Source organism: Chitinimonas sp. BJYL2, assembly GCF_027257935.1.
In the GTDB taxonomy this organism is placed as follows: domain Bacteria; phylum Pseudomonadota; class Gammaproteobacteria; order Burkholderiales; family Chitinimonadaceae; genus Chitinimonas.
Genome location: NZ_JANZKW010000001.1, coordinates 1,079,924 through 1,094,196, shown reverse-complemented (window position 1 = coordinate 1,094,196; position 14,273 = coordinate 1,079,924). Strand labels below are relative to the sequence as shown.

Genomic DNA, 14,273 nt, shown 5'->3' with positions numbered 1-14,273 from the left:
ATATCGGGTTCAAACCCGAGCTACGGGAATATGCACCATGGATGGCCTGACCACCACCAACCTCACCAGCCTCAAGAAGATCTACAGCGGCAAGGTCCGCGATCTGTACGAGATCGACGAGCGCCGCATGCTGATGATCGCTACTGATCGCCTCTCGGCCTTTGATGTGATCCTCAACGAACCGATTCCGGCCAAGGGCAAGATCCTCACCGCGATCTCCAACTTCTGGTTCGACAAACTCAAGGATCTGGTGCCCAGCCACTTCACCGGCGAGAAGGCGGAAGACGTGGTCAGCGCTGCCGATCGCCCGCAGGTCGAAGGTCGCGCCGTGGTCGTCAAACGCCTCAAGCCGGTGCCGGTCGAGGCCGTGGTGCGTGGCTATATCGTCGGTGGTGGCTGGAAAGACTACAAGGCAACCGGCGCGGTGAGTGGCATCCAGCTGCCGGCCGGTCTGGTCGAAGCACAGAAACTGCCCGAACCGATCTTCACACCGTCCACCAAGGCCGCCGTGGGTAACCATGACGAGCCGATCTCCTTCGAACAGACCTGCGACCTGATCGGTGCCGAGCTGGCCGCCAAGGTCCGCGATACCGCCATCAAGCTCTATCTGGCTGCTAGCGAGTACGCTGCCACGCGCGGCATCATCATTGCCGATACCAAGTTCGAGTTCGGTCTCGATACTGATGGCACGCTATGCCTGATGGACGAAGCGCTGACGCCGGATTCGAGCCGCTTCTGGCCGGCCGACCAGTACGCACCGGGCAGCAACCCGCCCAGTTACGACAAACAGTTCGTACGTGACTGGCTCGAAACCACGGGCTGGAACAAGACGCCACCCGCGCCGGCCCTGCCGCTGGAAGTGGCCGAGCGAACCGCCGCCAAGTACCGCGAAGCGCTGGAAAAGCTCACCGGCGCCTGAGCCTGCCCCCAACCCGGCCCAATATGGCCGGGTTTTTTCTTGCCGGTCATCCAACCTTTGGGTAATGGATTTGGGACTCTGCGACGGGCAAGCTATTCTGGTGATGCGTCAGGAAAAATAACCGCGAAACGGCCCTAGCCATGGTCTTCGGACTGATCAAAAAAATGTTCGGCGGCAACGATACGCCCGCCCCGGCACCCAGCCCCATCTCCTCACGTGCGCCCACTAGCGCGACGCCCGCGACCAGCGCGCTCGGTGCCGCACCCGGCCAGGCCGGTTTTGTGGCGGGCACCCCGGTCGATACCATGCTGCAGCGCGAAATCGTGCTCGACCGCGAACTCAAGGTCGTGGGCTACGACTTCCGCCTGCGCGAGAGCGTGCTCAAGCGCAAATCCAAAATTCCCCATTCGGTATGGAAGCTTTACGACGAAGTCCTGCTAAGGAATTTCATTGCCGAAGAATCCAGCAAGGCCTTCGGCCAGAAGCGCATCTTTCTGGAGATCTCCGTCTGGTCGCTCGACAGCCCGCTATTGAGAAAGCTGCCACGCGGCCGATTCGTGCTGATGCTGCATTACGATGCCGAGTTCTTCCGTGACCCCATGGCGCAGGCCGAGCTGCTCAAACAGGTCAAAGCCGATGGTTTCCAGCTGGGTTTCGACAACTTCCCGTTCGACCCGCCGTTGCTACCGCTGTTCAGCATTGCCGATTACCACAAGCTCTCGGTCACCGATAAGGATGTGACCGAACTCTCCAAGGCCATCTCGGCCACGGCCCATGCCGCGCCGGATGCCGAACTCTTGGTGGGTGATATCCATTTCTTCGAGGAGCTGCAGGTCTGCCGCCAGTTGCAGGTGCATTTCCTGCAGGGCAGCTATCTGCGCCGCAAGGAAATCTCCGAGGCCGATGCGGTGGACGCCAGCTATCTGCGCCTGCTCGAAGTCCTGAATCTGGTGCGCACGGAGGCCGAACCCACGGTCATCGCCAACGCCATGAAGTACGACCCCATGCTCTCGTTCAAGCTGCTGCGCTATGTGAATTCACCGGGTTCGGGGCTGCTGGCCAAGGTGGATACGCTGGATCGCGCGATGATCGTACTCGGCCACAAACAGCTTTACCGCTGGCTCACCCTGCTGCTGTTCAGCCACGAGCGCCAGGACGGCGATCACAACATCCTGCTGGAAACCTCGCTCCTGCGTGGCCGCATCATGGAAACGCTGGGCGGCAAGCGCTTCAAGCGCGATGAGCTGGATCTGCTGTTCACCACCGGCATGTTCTCTATGCTCGAAGCGCTGCTGCGCCAGCCCATGGACAAGATCCTCGAGAAACTCAACCTGCCGGCGGCCGTCAACGAAGCCCTGCTTTACCAGCGCGGCCCTTATGGCGGCATGCTGGCATTGGCATTGGCCTGCGAGGATGGTGACCTGCCAGACGACCCCGCGCTGTTCGAGGCTGCCGGCGTGACCCAGACCGAGGCCAACCGCGCACAGATCGAAGCGCTGCTATGGGTGGAAGAGGTGGTCTGAGTCCCGCCCGCGGACAAACAAAAAGCCGCGTGGGTCAACGCGGCTTTTTGTTTGTTGCGCCCTTTTAATCAGGCGGGCACTGAGGCCCTGATCATGCCGTACAGCTCGTCCAGCACTGCCAGACGCTGCTTCTTCATGTTCTCCAGTGTGACTGCATCGGTGCGCTCCTCACCGTTCTCGATGCGCGTTACCGCTTTGTCGATATGCTCGAAATCGGCCGCCAGACGGCTGAAGTGCGCATTTTCCAGCTTGAGGGCATGAATGGTATCGCGGTGCTCGGGAAACTCGGCAATCAGGGGGTGATGTTCAATATGCATGGTGGGCTCCTGGTTCAGACACCCTCATCCTGAACCCAAGGCCTGCCAGCCCCTTTGATATGCGTCAAGCGGCCTGCAAGCGTGCCTTCATCTGCTCGCAAGCCCGCACCAAGCCGCGCGTGATGCCCGGCTCCCAAGCCGAATGGCCGGCATCCTGCACGATTTCCAGTGTCGATCCCGGCCAGGCCTGATGCAGCTCCCAAGCAGAGACCGGTGGGCAAAGCACATCGTAGCGGCCTTGAATCGTGATCATCGGCAGGTGCTTGATCCGCCCTACGTTGTCCAGCAGGGCGTTCTCGGGCAGGAAGATGCGGTTCACAAAGTAATGCGCCTCGATCCGGCCCACGCCCAGCGCCACGCCATCGCTGCCGTAGTTGGCCTGCACCGCTGGATCGGGATGCAGGGTGGCACACTCGCCCTCGTACACGCTCCAGACCCGTGCGGCCGGCAGGTGGATATCCGGGTTCGGGTCGGCCAGCCGGCGGTGGTAGTGCGCGAGCAGATCGCCGCGTTCGACCTCGGGCAGATGGTTGGCAAAGCGTTGCCAGGCCTCGGGAAAGAACTGGCGCATGCCGCGCATGAACCAGCTGATCTCCCATGCCCGGCACAGGAAGATGCCACGCAAAACGAAACCCAGGCAGCGCTCGGGGTGGGCTTCGCCATAGGCCAGCGCCAGCGTCGAGCCCCAGCTGCCGCCAAACACCAGCCAGCGCGTCACGCCCAGCATCTCGCGCAGGCGTTCGATGTCGGCCACCAGATGCTGGGTAGTGTTGTCGTGCAGATTGCCCACCGGCGTGGAACGGCCCGCGCCACGCTGATCAAATATCACGATGCGGTAGAACGCCGGATCAAAGAACTGGCGATGCTTGGGGCTGGCGCCCGAGCCGGGGCCACCATGCAGGAACAGCACGGGCACCCCATTCGGGTTGCCCGATTCTTCCCAGTACATGGTGTGCACATCATCGAGCGGCAACCTGCCGCTGCGGTTCGGTTCGATGGGTGGGTACAAGGCATCGCGTTGGGTCATGAGATCAGTCCATAGAGCATGCGGCAGGCAATCAGGATCAGCAGTGCCGCGAAACACTTTTTCAGGGTAGGCACCGGCAAGCGGTGCGCCAATGCTGCTCCCAACGGCGCGGTGATGACGCTAGCCAGCACAATGGACGCCAAGGCCGGCAAGTAGACGTAGCCGAAGCTGCCGGGCGGCAGCTGCATGGCCCCCAAGCCGTTGAGGGCATAACCGGCAAAGCCGGCCATGGCAATCGGAAAGCCCAGCGCCGCCGAGGTTCCCACGGCACGCTGCATGGCGACATTACACCAGGTCAGGAAAGGCACCGATAACGAACCGCCACCGATCCCGACAAAACTGGATATCACGCCGATCACCCCGCCCGCCGCCGAGGTACCGGCCATGCCCGGCAGGGTGCGGCCGGCCTTGGGTTTGTAACCCGACAGCATCTGCGCCGCCACGATCAGGGCAAACACCACGAAAAACCACTGGAGCCCATGTGACGGCAATCGCGCAGCCAGCCAGCTGCCGGCAAAGGTACCTATCACCAGGCCAGCGGCCATACGGCGCACGGTAAGCCAATCCACGGCCTCGCGCTGATGGTGGGCGCGCACGCTGGAAACGGAGGTGAACAGGATGCTGGCTAGCGAGGTACCCAGTGCCAGATGCTGGATATGTGCCACGTGAAACCCGAGCGATTCGAACACCAGCACCAGCGCCGGCACGATGACAAGGCCACCACCCACGCCCAGCAAACCGGCGAGCACACCCGCAACCGCCCCGGTGCCCAGAAAAGCCAGTATCGCCAGCAGGCTCATGCCGGCTCGCCGATCAGCGCCATCACCGTGCGCCAGTGGGCTGGCTCCACCGGCGTGATCGACAGCCGGTTGCCGCGCTTGAGCAGGAGCATGCCTTCCAGTTCGGGCACGGCGCGCATGGCGGCCAGGCTCAGATAAGCAGTCTTCTTGACCAGCTGTACATCCACCTGCTGCCAGCGCGGCGCCTCGGGGGTGGATTTGGGGTCGTAGTATTTGTTGCTGGCGTCGAACTGGGTCGGGTCGGGGTAGGCCGGCGTGCACACGCGCACAATGCCGGCCACACCGGGTTCGGCGCAGCCACTGTGATAGAACAACGCCAGATCGCCGATCTGCATGGCATCGCGCATGAAATTGCGCGCCTGATAATTGCGCACGCCATACCATCCCACAGTCTGATCGGGCATGGCAGCCAGATCATCGATGCTCACATCGTCGGGTTCGGCTTTCATCAGCCAGTAGCGCATGTCTGTCTCCCGCGCGGTTTCTCTGCGCCGGGACTATCTCCCTTGCAGGTCAAGGCGGCAAGGTGGCAAGAGGAATATTTTCGGTCGCGAATGCCGACTCGCGCTACGGCGAATACCGGCTAGACTCTGAAGCGAGGAGGAAGTCCATGTCAGCCCATGCTGCATCGTCCCGTCCCGTGATTTATGCGCTGGGCGGCAACGCCCTGATTGCTATCGCCAAACTATGCGCCACCCTCTACACCGGCTCGGGCGCCATGCTGGCCAGCTCCGTCCATTCGTTTGCCGATTGCGGCAACCAGCTGCTATTGATCTGGGGCATCCGCCGCGCCAAGGCCCCGCCATCGCCAGACTATCCTCAGGGTTATGGACAGGCCATCTATTACTGGTCGTTCATTGCCGCACTGATGCTCTTTAGCCTGGGCGGGCTGTTTGCCATCTATGAGGGCATGCACAAACTCAGTGAGCCCGAGGAAATCGAAGCACCATGGATTGCCATAGCGGCCCTGCTGTTCGGGATGCTCCTCCAGTCGGCCTTGCTCTGGTGCTGCTGGAACGATATCCGCAAGGGGCAAGGCGGGCAGGCGCTGTGGCGCTGGGTGCGCCATACACCCCGACGAGCCCAGGTGCTCCTGGTGGGCGAACATATCGCCGCGCTGCTCGGGCTGCTGCTGGCTCTGCTGTCGATCGTACTGTCACTGCTTACCGAGAACCCGATCTTCGACGCGATAGGCGGGATAGTGATAGGTCTGCTGCTGATCGGGGTTGCCATCTTTGTCGGCGTCGAGATCAAGGGGCTGCTCGTCGGCCGGGCCGTGCCCCCTGAAATACGCGATGCGCTTCGCCGCCAGCTGGATGCGGACCCGGCCGTGGTGCGGGTGTTCAATCTGCTGGCACTACCCATGGGTGCCGGGCTGATGGTGGCAGTCAAAGCGGATATCCGTGCCGAATCCCCCACCGAGCTGGTCGAGGAGATCAATCGGCTTGAAGCGGATATCCGTGCGGCGTTTCCCCAGGTGCGCTGGCTTTTTGTAGCGCCCGACAAGGCCGATTGAATCTGGCTTACAAGCGGACAGGTTTGCGGCCATACCAGCCCAGTTCGGTCAGCACGGCATCCAGACGCCGATCATGCGGTGCCATGGGCACCACCGCCAGACGTTGACATTCAAACGCCACACCGATCAGGCGCGGCCGGCTGGTGTAACGGCGGAAAGCAAAGCTCGTGTCGTAGTAACCACCACCCTGCCCCAGACGACCGCAGTGTGCATCGAATCCCACCAGCGGCACCAGCACCGCGTCCAGCGCACGTGCGGATACCGTGTCTCGGCAACCATGCCGGATCGGCAATGCCGCAAATCGCAGACGACGCCCACGCCGCGGCACCATGGGTGCCAGTGCCTGTGTGCCACGCTGCTGCATCAGGGCCAGCACCCCGCGCAGATCCAGCTCGCTGCCCATGGCCAGATACACGCCGATACGTCGACCGCGCTGCAGCAGCGGCCTCAGCCGGCTCAGCACAGCCCGCTCGGCCCGCGCACGATCCGCTGGCGACAAGGCCTTGCGCCGCCGGCGCAGTTCGCTACGGAGGCGGGTTTTATCGTTCATGGGGGATTTGTGCGGGGTGGGGATCCCCGCGGGCGCCGTCCCGGCTCACATCTTGAACCGAACGGTTCAAGTGGTAACCAGCGATGCTGAAATCAGGCACCACCACAAACGGGTAGCGCACAACAGACGCATCTAGCCAGAAACCGAGGTCAATATATTGGTTCAAAGAATATCGAACCGGGTCGAGCGCCGCAGGGAAACTTGAAAACTGGTTGGGGCGACCATCGCTTGTTGCCGGCTCAGAACAGCTGCTGCTGTTCCTTGAGGGCCTCGTCAATGGTGTCCTGCATGGCGGTGATTCTACGCCGAAAGTCGGCCACGTCCAAACCGCCCGTCACCCGTGTATGCATGAATTCGTGGGCAATGTTCAGCGCCGCCATGATGGCGATCTTGTCGAGGCCGATCACATGGCCACCATCGCGGATTTCGCGCATCTTGCGTTCCACGTAGGCCACGGCTTCGCGTAGCGCTTGTTCTTCCTCGGGGGGGCAGGCAACGCGGAAGTCGCGCCCCATGATGTTGACGTCGAGCTGACGGGCTTCGCTCATGCGCTTTCTTCCTCTGCGTCGTCCTCGTCGTCGGGGAGCTGGCCGATCAGCTGCTCCACGCGGGTAAGGGTGGCGTCGAGTTTGTCCTGGACGCGCCGGTGCTCGTTCTTGAGTGCCAATGCAGACTGGCGCAGCTCAAGGTTCTCGCGGCGCAGCTGCTGGCACAGCATGGCCAGCGTGGTGACCCGGTCTTCTAGATTGCTGAGTTCGGCTTCCATGGGCTCGCGGTGATGACGGTTTGCCGGCGAATTCTAGTCGATTTTGCGCTGGCTGGCCTTGCGCAGCTTATCAAGCCTTGCACACAGGGTGCTGGCCGCGGCCAGCACACGGGGACCGGGGCGGCCCAACGTGTCGGGTGATGCGTCCAGCAGCGCCGCCTTCAAGGGCAGCGGCTGCCAGCGCTTGAGCCACTGCGCCGCCATGACCGGCTCTGCCAATGCCACTATCGCTTGCGGTCTGGCGGCCAGCAAAGCCTCGGCCGACAACAGCGGCACGGCGGCTACCTCGTCCGCAAACGGATTGCGCGTGCCGCAAGCGGCAAACACGGCACTCACGAACTGCCGTCCATTGACCGTCATGGCCGGTTCATCGCCCACCTGGGGCACCACCGTGAGTATCGGTCCGCGTGCATAACGGGCCTCGATGGCGCGCCATTCCTGCTCGAAGCGACGGGCGGGAGTGGCGCCATCGCGTCCGGTGAGTACACCGAAGGCGCGCATCGCAGCGGGGATATCGCGTACGGTCGCAGGCTGGCTGGCAAAAATGGGGATGCCCAGGCGCTTGAGCGTATCCAGCGCCGTGCCCGCGCGCGGGCCTTCCCAGGCAATGACCAGATCGGGCTTGAGCGCGATGATGGCCTCGGCATTGAAGGCGCCATACACCCCCACCACCGGCAGCGCCCGCGCAGCGCCCGGATAGTCGCTGGCGCCATCGCGCCCGACCAGCAAGGCACCCGCACCCATGGCATACAGCAATTCGGTCGCATGCGGGCTCAGGCTGACAATGCGCCGCGCCGGCTGAGACAGTTCAACCGTGCTGCCGCTGTCGTCACGCACGCTGACGCTTGCCAGCACCGGCGCCGCCATCAACATCCACAGCGTGCTACGCAGCCCGCTCATGCCTCGGCATCAGCGTCGCCGCTGGCGTAGGGTGCTTCGTCTTCGGTTTCGTGCAGATCGAGATCCAGCGCCTGGTCCGGACGCTCCAGCGAAACGCGGCCCAGCGTGGTGGCGCGGAAATCCGTAAGGATGCGCTCGGCGGTTTTCTGGTCATCGACGCGGTTGCCGCCAATCACATATCCCAGGCTGCGCCCCGCCTGCTCGAACAGCACTTCGGGCGGCTGGCTGGTATCGGCAAGGCGATAACGGGTTTTGAGCGCCTCGGGCGCATAGACCGACAACCACTCCAGCGCGTACCAGGCCACATCCACCGCATCAAAAGCATTACGGCCGATGGTGCCCGAGAGCGCGAGCTTGTAGCCATCGTTATTGGATGCGATCTTGGGCCACATCATGCCGGGGGTATCGACAAGGATGGTGCCGTCGGGCAGTTCGATGCGTTGCTGGCTCTGGGTCACGCCCGGCGTATCGGCCACCTTGGCCAGCTTGCGCTTGGCCAGTGCGTTGATCAGCGTGGACTTGCCCACATTGGGCACGCCCAGAATCATGGCCCGCACCGGCTTTTCGCCCCCCGTGCGATGCGGCACCAGCTCGCGGCACAGCTTGATCAGCTTGCCCATATCGCGATGCTTCGTGGCCTCTTCGAGGGTAATGACGGCGGTGTTGGCTTCCTGGCGGAAATGCTGCACCCAAGCCGCGGTGACTTGCGGATCGGCCAGATCGGCCTTGTTGAGCACCTTGAGACTGGGACGCTGACGATGCACCCGCAACTCGCGGATCAGCGGGTTGGTGGTGATGCGCGGCAAGCGGGCGTCGAGCACTTCGATCACCATGTCCACCTTGGCCATGGTATCGGCGATGTGCTTACGCGCCTTGTTCATATGGCCGGGGTACCACTGGATTGCCATCGCTGTGCTCGCTGTACTGAATAGGCGGCGGATTATACCGTTATGCGCAGAAAGGCCGATAAATCAATACAATACCGGCTTTGCAACTTGCCGGCCGATTGCCGATCCAAACGCCATCAGCCCGATTGCCCCAGACCATGAAATCCGCCTTCAAATTCGCCATCGGCGCCGCCGTGGCCGCCGCCGTAGCCAGCATCATCATCCTTGGCAACGCCGCCCAGCCTAGCGCTCCTGCCGTACAGTACGTTTCGATCAAGGGTCAGCAAACCAGCCAGGCCGCGCTCAAGGGCAAGGTGGTACTGGTGAACTTCTGGGCCACCAGCTGCACCGGCTGCATGGCCGAGATGCCCAAATTGATCGAAACCCACAAGAAATACGCCGAGCAGGGCTTTGAAACCGTGGCCGTGGCCATGAGCTACGACCCGCCCAACTACGTGTCGGCCTATACCGAGAAAGCCCAGCTGCCATTCTTTGTGGCACTGGATACCGACGGCAGCATTGCCAAGGCCTTTGGCGATATCAAACTCACCCCCACCACAGTGCTGATCGACAAACAGGGCAAGGTGGTACAGCGCTATCTGGGCGAGCCGGACTTCAAACAGCTGCACACGCTGATCGAACAAAAGCTGCGCGAGACATGAGCGGCTGTTAAGGCCGATCATACGGCTGTTGCGGTGCCGCAAGGCGCTGTCTAAGCTCAGGCAAGGAGAAAATATTCATGATTGCCTGGAAGACCTACTTTCAATACCAGATCGACTACCAGCACTGGGCCAACGAGCGCCTGTTCGAAAGCCTGGACAAGCTCTCGGACGATCTGCGCAAGCAGGATGAAGGCCTGTTCTACAAGAGCATCCATGGCACGGTGAACCACCTGCTGGTGCAAAACCTGATCTGGTCCGGTCGCCTCAACGGCGAATCGCCCGAACTGCGGCTCGACAGCCAGCTGCACGACGATTGGCGCGAACTCAAGCTCGCCCTCAAGCAAAGCGCCCGTCAGCTGCAGCACTGGCTGCAAGCCCAGCCGCCTGAGTTCTTTGAACAGGAACTGCGCTACCTCCAGGGCGGCACGCTCGAACATCGCCAGTGGGTACACGATGTGCTGACCCACTTTTGCCACCAGTGCGCCGGCATCCGCGGCCAGATCGGCGCCATCGCCACCCGCCTGGGTGCACCCGCGCCCGAGTTCGACTACCTGTTTTACCGCAGGGAGATGCAGGACAGCCTGGCGAATGCGCGACAGATTGCCAACGGTTGATGCCCTGTAGGGTGCAATAAGCGCAGCGCATTGCACCGCCTTGGTCATTGGTGCAATGCGGCCTGCGGCCTTATTCGTACCCTACGACACCAAACAAAACGCCACCCCGAAAGGTGGCGTTTTGTTTTTCACGCAGCCAGCAACTAGATGCGGATCGGCATGGCCTTGGCCACCGGCGCCGGCGTGGTGGCCGACTGATAGTCCTTGAGGCGCTTGTCCCATTCGGGCTTGAACGCTTCGTAAGCTGCCAGCTTGATGTGGCCATAGCCACGCACCTTGTTGATCAGGCCGATGATCTCGGCGGCCTGGGGCAGCTTGTCGGCGTTGAGGCCGGCCAGCAGTGCATCCAGACCCTGCTCGAATTCACCGATCAGACGGCGTTCCATCTGCCGGTCTTCGGCGCGGCCGAAGACGTCGAGCGCGGTGCCGCGCAAGCCCTTGAGCTTGGCGAGGACACCAAAGGCACCCATGACCCAGCTGCCGAAGCGGAACTTGCGCGTCTGGCCGTGCTTGGCCATCCATTGCAGCCAGGTCGGGCCAAGGCTGAAGTTGAGTTTGAAGTTGCCGTCGAACTGCTCGGCAATGCTCTTCTGGAACTCGCCGTCGGTGTACAGACGGGCGACTTCGTACTCGTCCTTGTAAGCCAGTACCTTGAAGTAGGCACGGGCCACAGCCCAGCTCAGCAGTTCCGATTCGGGCGTGGCGCGACGCTCGGCGTTGCGTACACGTTCGATCAGCGTGGTGTAGCGGGCGGCATAAGCGGCGTCCTGGTACTGGGTCAGGTCGGCCACGCGGCGGGCGATGAACTCGTCCAGCGTCTGGTTGGCCAGCTTGATCGCCATCTGCACCTGCGGGAAAGCGATCTTTTCAACGCGGATGCGATCCACGGCGGTATGGCGGCCCCAGATGAAGGCCTGTTTGTTCATGTCGATGGCTGCGCCGTTGAGTTCGATGGCGCGCAGGATCGAGGCCTCCGACACCGGAATCAGGCCACGCTGCCAGGCAAAGCCGAGCATGAACATATTGGTGGCAATGCTGTCGCCCATCAGTGCCGTGGCAATCTGCGTCGCATCAACCACATCGAAGTGCTGCTCACCCACGGCCTGCTCGATGGTCTTGAGCATGGAGTTGGCCGGGAACACCATGTCCGGGTTCTTGGTGATATCGCCCGTGGCAGCTTCGAAGCCGTTCATCACCGCATAGGTGTGATCACGGCGCATCTTGGCCAGACAATCGTTGGTGGCCGTAACCACCATATCGCAGCCCAGCACCACATTGGCGTCGCCCGCGGCAATACGCACGGCGTGGAGTTTGTCCTGCGTGGCGGCAAAGCGCAGGTGGGTGGTAACCGCACCACCCTTTTGCGCGAGGCCGGTCTGATCCAGCACCGTAGCGCCAATCTCATCCAGACGCGCGGCCATGCCCAGCACGCCACCAATGGTGACGACACCGGTACCGCCCACCCCCGTGACCAGCACGCTCCATGGGTGATCCAGCACCGGCAGCTTGGGCTGCGGCAGCTCGGGCAGGCTGGTGAACGCCTCGGCGCCCAGCTTGCTGCGCTTGGGTTTGACTTCGCCTTCCAGCGTGACAAAGCTCGGGCAGTAGCCCTTCAGGCAACTGAAGTCCTTGTTGCACGAACTCTGGTCGATCTTGCGCTTGCGGCCATATTCGGTTTCCACCGGAATCACGCTGAGGCAGTTCGATTGCTTGGAGCAGTCGCCACACCCTTCGCAGACGCGCTCGTTGATGACCACACGACGCGGCGGGTCGATCATCTTGCCGCGCTTGCGGCGGCGGCGCTTCTCGGCGGCACAGGTTTGATCGTGGATCAGCACGGTCACGCCGGGAATCTCGCGCAGCTGCTTCTGGATGGTCATCAGCTCATCGCGGTGATGCACGGTGATGCCCGCTGCGAGCCCCTGCACACCCTGGTACTTGGCCGGGTCGTCGGTGGTGATGATGATCTTGTTCACACCTTCGGCTTCGAGCTGGCGGGTGAGCATAGGCACGGTCAGCGTGCCGTCCACAGCCTGGCCGCCCGTCATCGCCACGGCATCGTTGTAAAGCAGCTTGTAGGTGATGTTGAGCTTGGCCGAGATCGCCTGGCGGATGGCCAGGATGCCGCTGTGGAAGTAGGTGCCGTCGCCCAGGTTCACGAACATGTGCTTGGTGTCGGTAAACGGCTGGATACCGGCCCAGGTCACGCCTTCGCCACCCATCTGGCTGAACATCTTGGTGCCCGGCGTCACCCACATGGCCATGTAATGGCAGCCGATACCGGCCAGCGCCAGCGAGCCTTCGGGCAGCTTGGTAGACGTGTTGTGCGGGCAGCCCGAGCAGAAGTAAGGCTGACGCAGGATGATCTCGCGCGGACGCTTGAGCTGGTTTTCCTTCTCATCGAGAAACTTGAGGCGTTCCTCGATGATGGGGCTGGTGTAAAAGCGCGCGATACGGCTGGCGATTACGCGGGCGATCATCGCCGGCGTCAGCTCGCCCGCGGCGGGCAGCAGCCAGTTGCCTTCGGGCAGGGTCCACTCGCCTTTCTCGTCGAACTTGCCGATCACGCGCGGACGCACGGATTCCTGCCAGTTGTAGAGCTGTTCCTTGAGCTGGTATTCGAGTACCTGACGCTTCTCCTCGACCACGAGGATTTCGTCGAGGCCTTCGGCGAATGCATGGGTGCCGTTGGGTTCGAGCGGCCAGGTCAGGCCCACCTTGAAGATACGCAGGCCGATATCGGCCGCGAGCTTCTCATCGATGCCCAGGTCGTCGAGCGCCTGCATCACATCGAGATAGCTCTTGCCGGCGGTCATGATGCCCAGACGCGGCTTGGGCGAATCGACCACGATCTTGTTCAGGCCGTTGGCACGCACATAGGCGAGCACGGCGTAGAGCTTGTGGTGCAGCAGGCGTTCTTCCTGCACCAGGGGCGGATCGGGCCAACGGATATTGAGGCCGCCTTCGGGCATGTTGAAATCGGCCGGCAGCGTCACCTTCACGCGGTTCGGATCGATCTCGACGATGCTGGAGCTTTCAACCGTATCGGTAATCGCCTTGAGCGTGACCCAGCAGCCGGAGTAGCGGCTCATGGCCCAGCCATGGATACCGAAATCGAGGAATTCCTGCACGCCGGCCGGATTGAGCACCGGCACCATGAAGGCATCGAAGGCGTGATCGGTCTGGTGCGGCAGGGTGGACGACTTGGCGGCGTGGTCATCCCCTGCAATCAGCAGCACACCGCCCTGCGCCGACGAACCCGCCGCGTTGCCGTGGCGGATCACATCGCCCGAGCGATCCACGCCCGGGCCCTTGCCGTACCACATGGCGAACACGCCATCGTACTTGGCACCGGGGAACAGACCGACCTGTTGCGAACCCCACACAGCGGTCGCGCCCAGATCTTCGTTCACACCGGGCGTGAAGACGATATGGCGGGGCTCAAGGAATTTCTTGGCGCGGGCGAACTCCTGGTCCAGGCCGCCCAGTGGCGATCCCCGGTAACCGGAGATGAAACCCGCGGTATTGAGGCCTGCGGCGACATCGCGCTGATGTTGCAGGATGGGCAAGCGCACCAGCGCCTGCGTGCCGTTCAGAAAGGCGCGGCCCTGTTCGAGCGCGTACTTGTCGTCGAGGGAAACGGGTGCTCCCATCGTTGTCTCCTTGTCTACCGCTTGGCCCGGATCGGGATCGCAGTCTTGGCTAACTTCGTTGTAGCTTGTGGCTGGGTGAAGTCATAGGGCGTGGGACCATCGTCTGTTCGACCCCACGTAAGCGCGCGAATTCTAAGGG

General features: G+C 62.4%; 15 protein-coding genes and 1 other RNA gene. 5 read left to right on the top strand and 11 right to left on the bottom strand.

Going from position 1 to position 14,273, the window contains the following annotated elements:
* The first annotated feature begins 37 nt into the window (after positions 1-37).
* Both O9X62_RS05100 and O9X62_RS05095 read left to right on the top strand, forming a co-directional pair.
* On the top strand, positions 38-919 hold the full coding sequence (locus O9X62_RS05100) for a phosphoribosylaminoimidazolesuccinocarboxamide synthase (RefSeq protein ID WP_269531684.1): 882 nt from the start codon (positions 38-40) through the stop codon (positions 917-919).
* 140 nt (positions 920-1,059) lie between these two features.
* Positions 1,060-2,442, top strand: a complete 1,383-nt coding sequence (locus O9X62_RS05095; protein ID WP_269531683.1) for an EAL and HDOD domain-containing protein — start codon at positions 1,060-1,062, stop codon at positions 2,440-2,442.
* Between the two features lie 68 nt (positions 2,443-2,510).
* On the opposite strand, the gene O9X62_RS05090 is transcribed toward O9X62_RS05095, so the two are convergent.
* The 4 genes from O9X62_RS05090 to O9X62_RS05075 all read right to left on the bottom strand — a co-directional run bounded on the left by O9X62_RS05090 (position 2,511) and on the right by O9X62_RS05075 (position 5,050).
* A complete protein-coding gene (locus O9X62_RS05090) occupies positions 2,511-2,759 on the bottom strand; it encodes a YdcH family protein (RefSeq protein ID WP_269531682.1) in 249 nt (82 codons plus the stop codon).
* A gap of 64 nt (positions 2,760-2,823) precedes the next feature.
* The gene (gene pip / locus O9X62_RS05085; RefSeq protein ID WP_269531681.1) at positions 2,824-3,786 is read right to left on the bottom strand and encodes a prolyl aminopeptidase; all 963 of its coding nucleotides are present in this window, start codon (positions 3,784-3,786) and stop codon (positions 2,824-2,826) included.
* The gene (locus O9X62_RS05080; RefSeq protein WP_269531680.1) at positions 3,783-4,586 is read right to left on the bottom strand and encodes a sulfite exporter TauE/SafE family protein; all 804 of its coding nucleotides are present in this window, start codon (positions 4,584-4,586) and stop codon (positions 3,783-3,785) included. The genes pip and O9X62_RS05080 overlap by 4 nt, the downstream gene beginning before the upstream one ends.
* Positions 4,583-5,050 (bottom strand): EVE domain-containing protein, encoded by a 468-nt coding sequence (locus O9X62_RS05075; RefSeq protein WP_269531679.1) that lies wholly within the window; start codon positions 5,048-5,050, stop codon positions 4,583-4,585. The genes O9X62_RS05080 and O9X62_RS05075 overlap by 4 nt, the downstream gene beginning before the upstream one ends.
* A 146-nt stretch (positions 5,051-5,196) precedes the next feature.
* On the opposite strand from O9X62_RS05075, the gene O9X62_RS05070 reads away from it, so the two are divergent.
* The gene (locus tag O9X62_RS05070) at positions 5,197-6,102 is read left to right on the top strand and encodes a cation diffusion facilitator family transporter (protein ID WP_269531678.1); all 906 of its coding nucleotides are present in this window, start codon (positions 5,197-5,199) and stop codon (positions 6,100-6,102) included.
* 7 nt (positions 6,103-6,109) lie between these two features.
* Here O9X62_RS05070 and O9X62_RS05065 read toward each other — a convergent pair whose 3' ends face one another.
* The 6 genes from O9X62_RS05065 to ylqF all read right to left on the bottom strand — a co-directional run bounded on the left by O9X62_RS05065 (position 6,110) and on the right by ylqF (position 9,226).
* Positions 6,110-6,652: a 5-formyltetrahydrofolate cyclo-ligase gene (locus O9X62_RS05065; protein WP_269531677.1), complete on the bottom strand. Its 543-nt coding sequence runs from the start codon at positions 6,650-6,652 to the stop codon at positions 6,110-6,112.
* 19 nt (positions 6,653-6,671) lie between these two features.
* A non-coding RNA gene (ssrS, locus tag O9X62_RS05060) (6S RNA) lies at positions 6,672-6,853 on the bottom strand.
* A 38-nt stretch (positions 6,854-6,891) separates the two neighbouring features.
* The gene (locus O9X62_RS05055) at positions 6,892-7,200 is read right to left on the bottom strand and encodes a cell division protein ZapA (protein WP_269531676.1); all 309 of its coding nucleotides are present in this window, start codon (positions 7,198-7,200) and stop codon (positions 6,892-6,894) included.
* Positions 7,197-7,418: a hypothetical protein gene (locus tag O9X62_RS05050; protein WP_269531675.1), complete on the bottom strand. Its 222-nt coding sequence runs from the start codon at positions 7,416-7,418 to the stop codon at positions 7,197-7,199. Before O9X62_RS05050 ends, O9X62_RS05055 begins: the two co-directional genes overlap by 4 nt.
* Before the next feature lie 33 nt (positions 7,419-7,451).
* On the bottom strand, positions 7,452-8,318 hold the full coding sequence (locus O9X62_RS05045; RefSeq protein WP_269531674.1) for a helical backbone metal receptor: 867 nt from the start codon (positions 8,316-8,318) through the stop codon (positions 7,452-7,454).
* Positions 8,315-9,226, bottom strand: coding sequence for a ribosome biogenesis GTPase YlqF (ylqF, locus tag O9X62_RS05040; RefSeq protein WP_269531673.1), 912 nt, complete (start codon positions 9,224-9,226; stop codon positions 8,315-8,317). Before ylqF ends, O9X62_RS05045 begins: the two co-directional genes overlap by 4 nt.
* Before the next feature lie 137 nt (positions 9,227-9,363).
* Here ylqF and O9X62_RS05035 point away from each other — a divergent pair, with 137 nt between their 5' ends.
* Both O9X62_RS05035 and O9X62_RS05030 read left to right on the top strand, forming a co-directional pair.
* Positions 9,364-9,867 (top strand): TlpA disulfide reductase family protein, encoded by a 504-nt coding sequence (locus O9X62_RS05035; RefSeq protein WP_269531672.1) that lies wholly within the window; start codon positions 9,364-9,366, stop codon positions 9,865-9,867.
* A 77-nt stretch (positions 9,868-9,944) separates the two neighbouring features.
* A complete protein-coding gene (locus O9X62_RS05030; RefSeq protein WP_269531671.1) occupies positions 9,945-10,481 on the top strand; it encodes a DinB family protein in 537 nt (178 codons plus the stop codon).
* A gap of 143 nt (positions 10,482-10,624) precedes the next feature.
* On the opposite strand, the gene O9X62_RS05025 is transcribed toward O9X62_RS05030, so the two are convergent.
* Entirely contained in the window at positions 10,625-14,134 is a 3,510-nt protein-coding gene (locus O9X62_RS05025) for an indolepyruvate ferredoxin oxidoreductase family protein (RefSeq protein WP_269531670.1), read from the bottom strand.
* Positions 14,135-14,273: the final 139 nt, after the last annotated feature.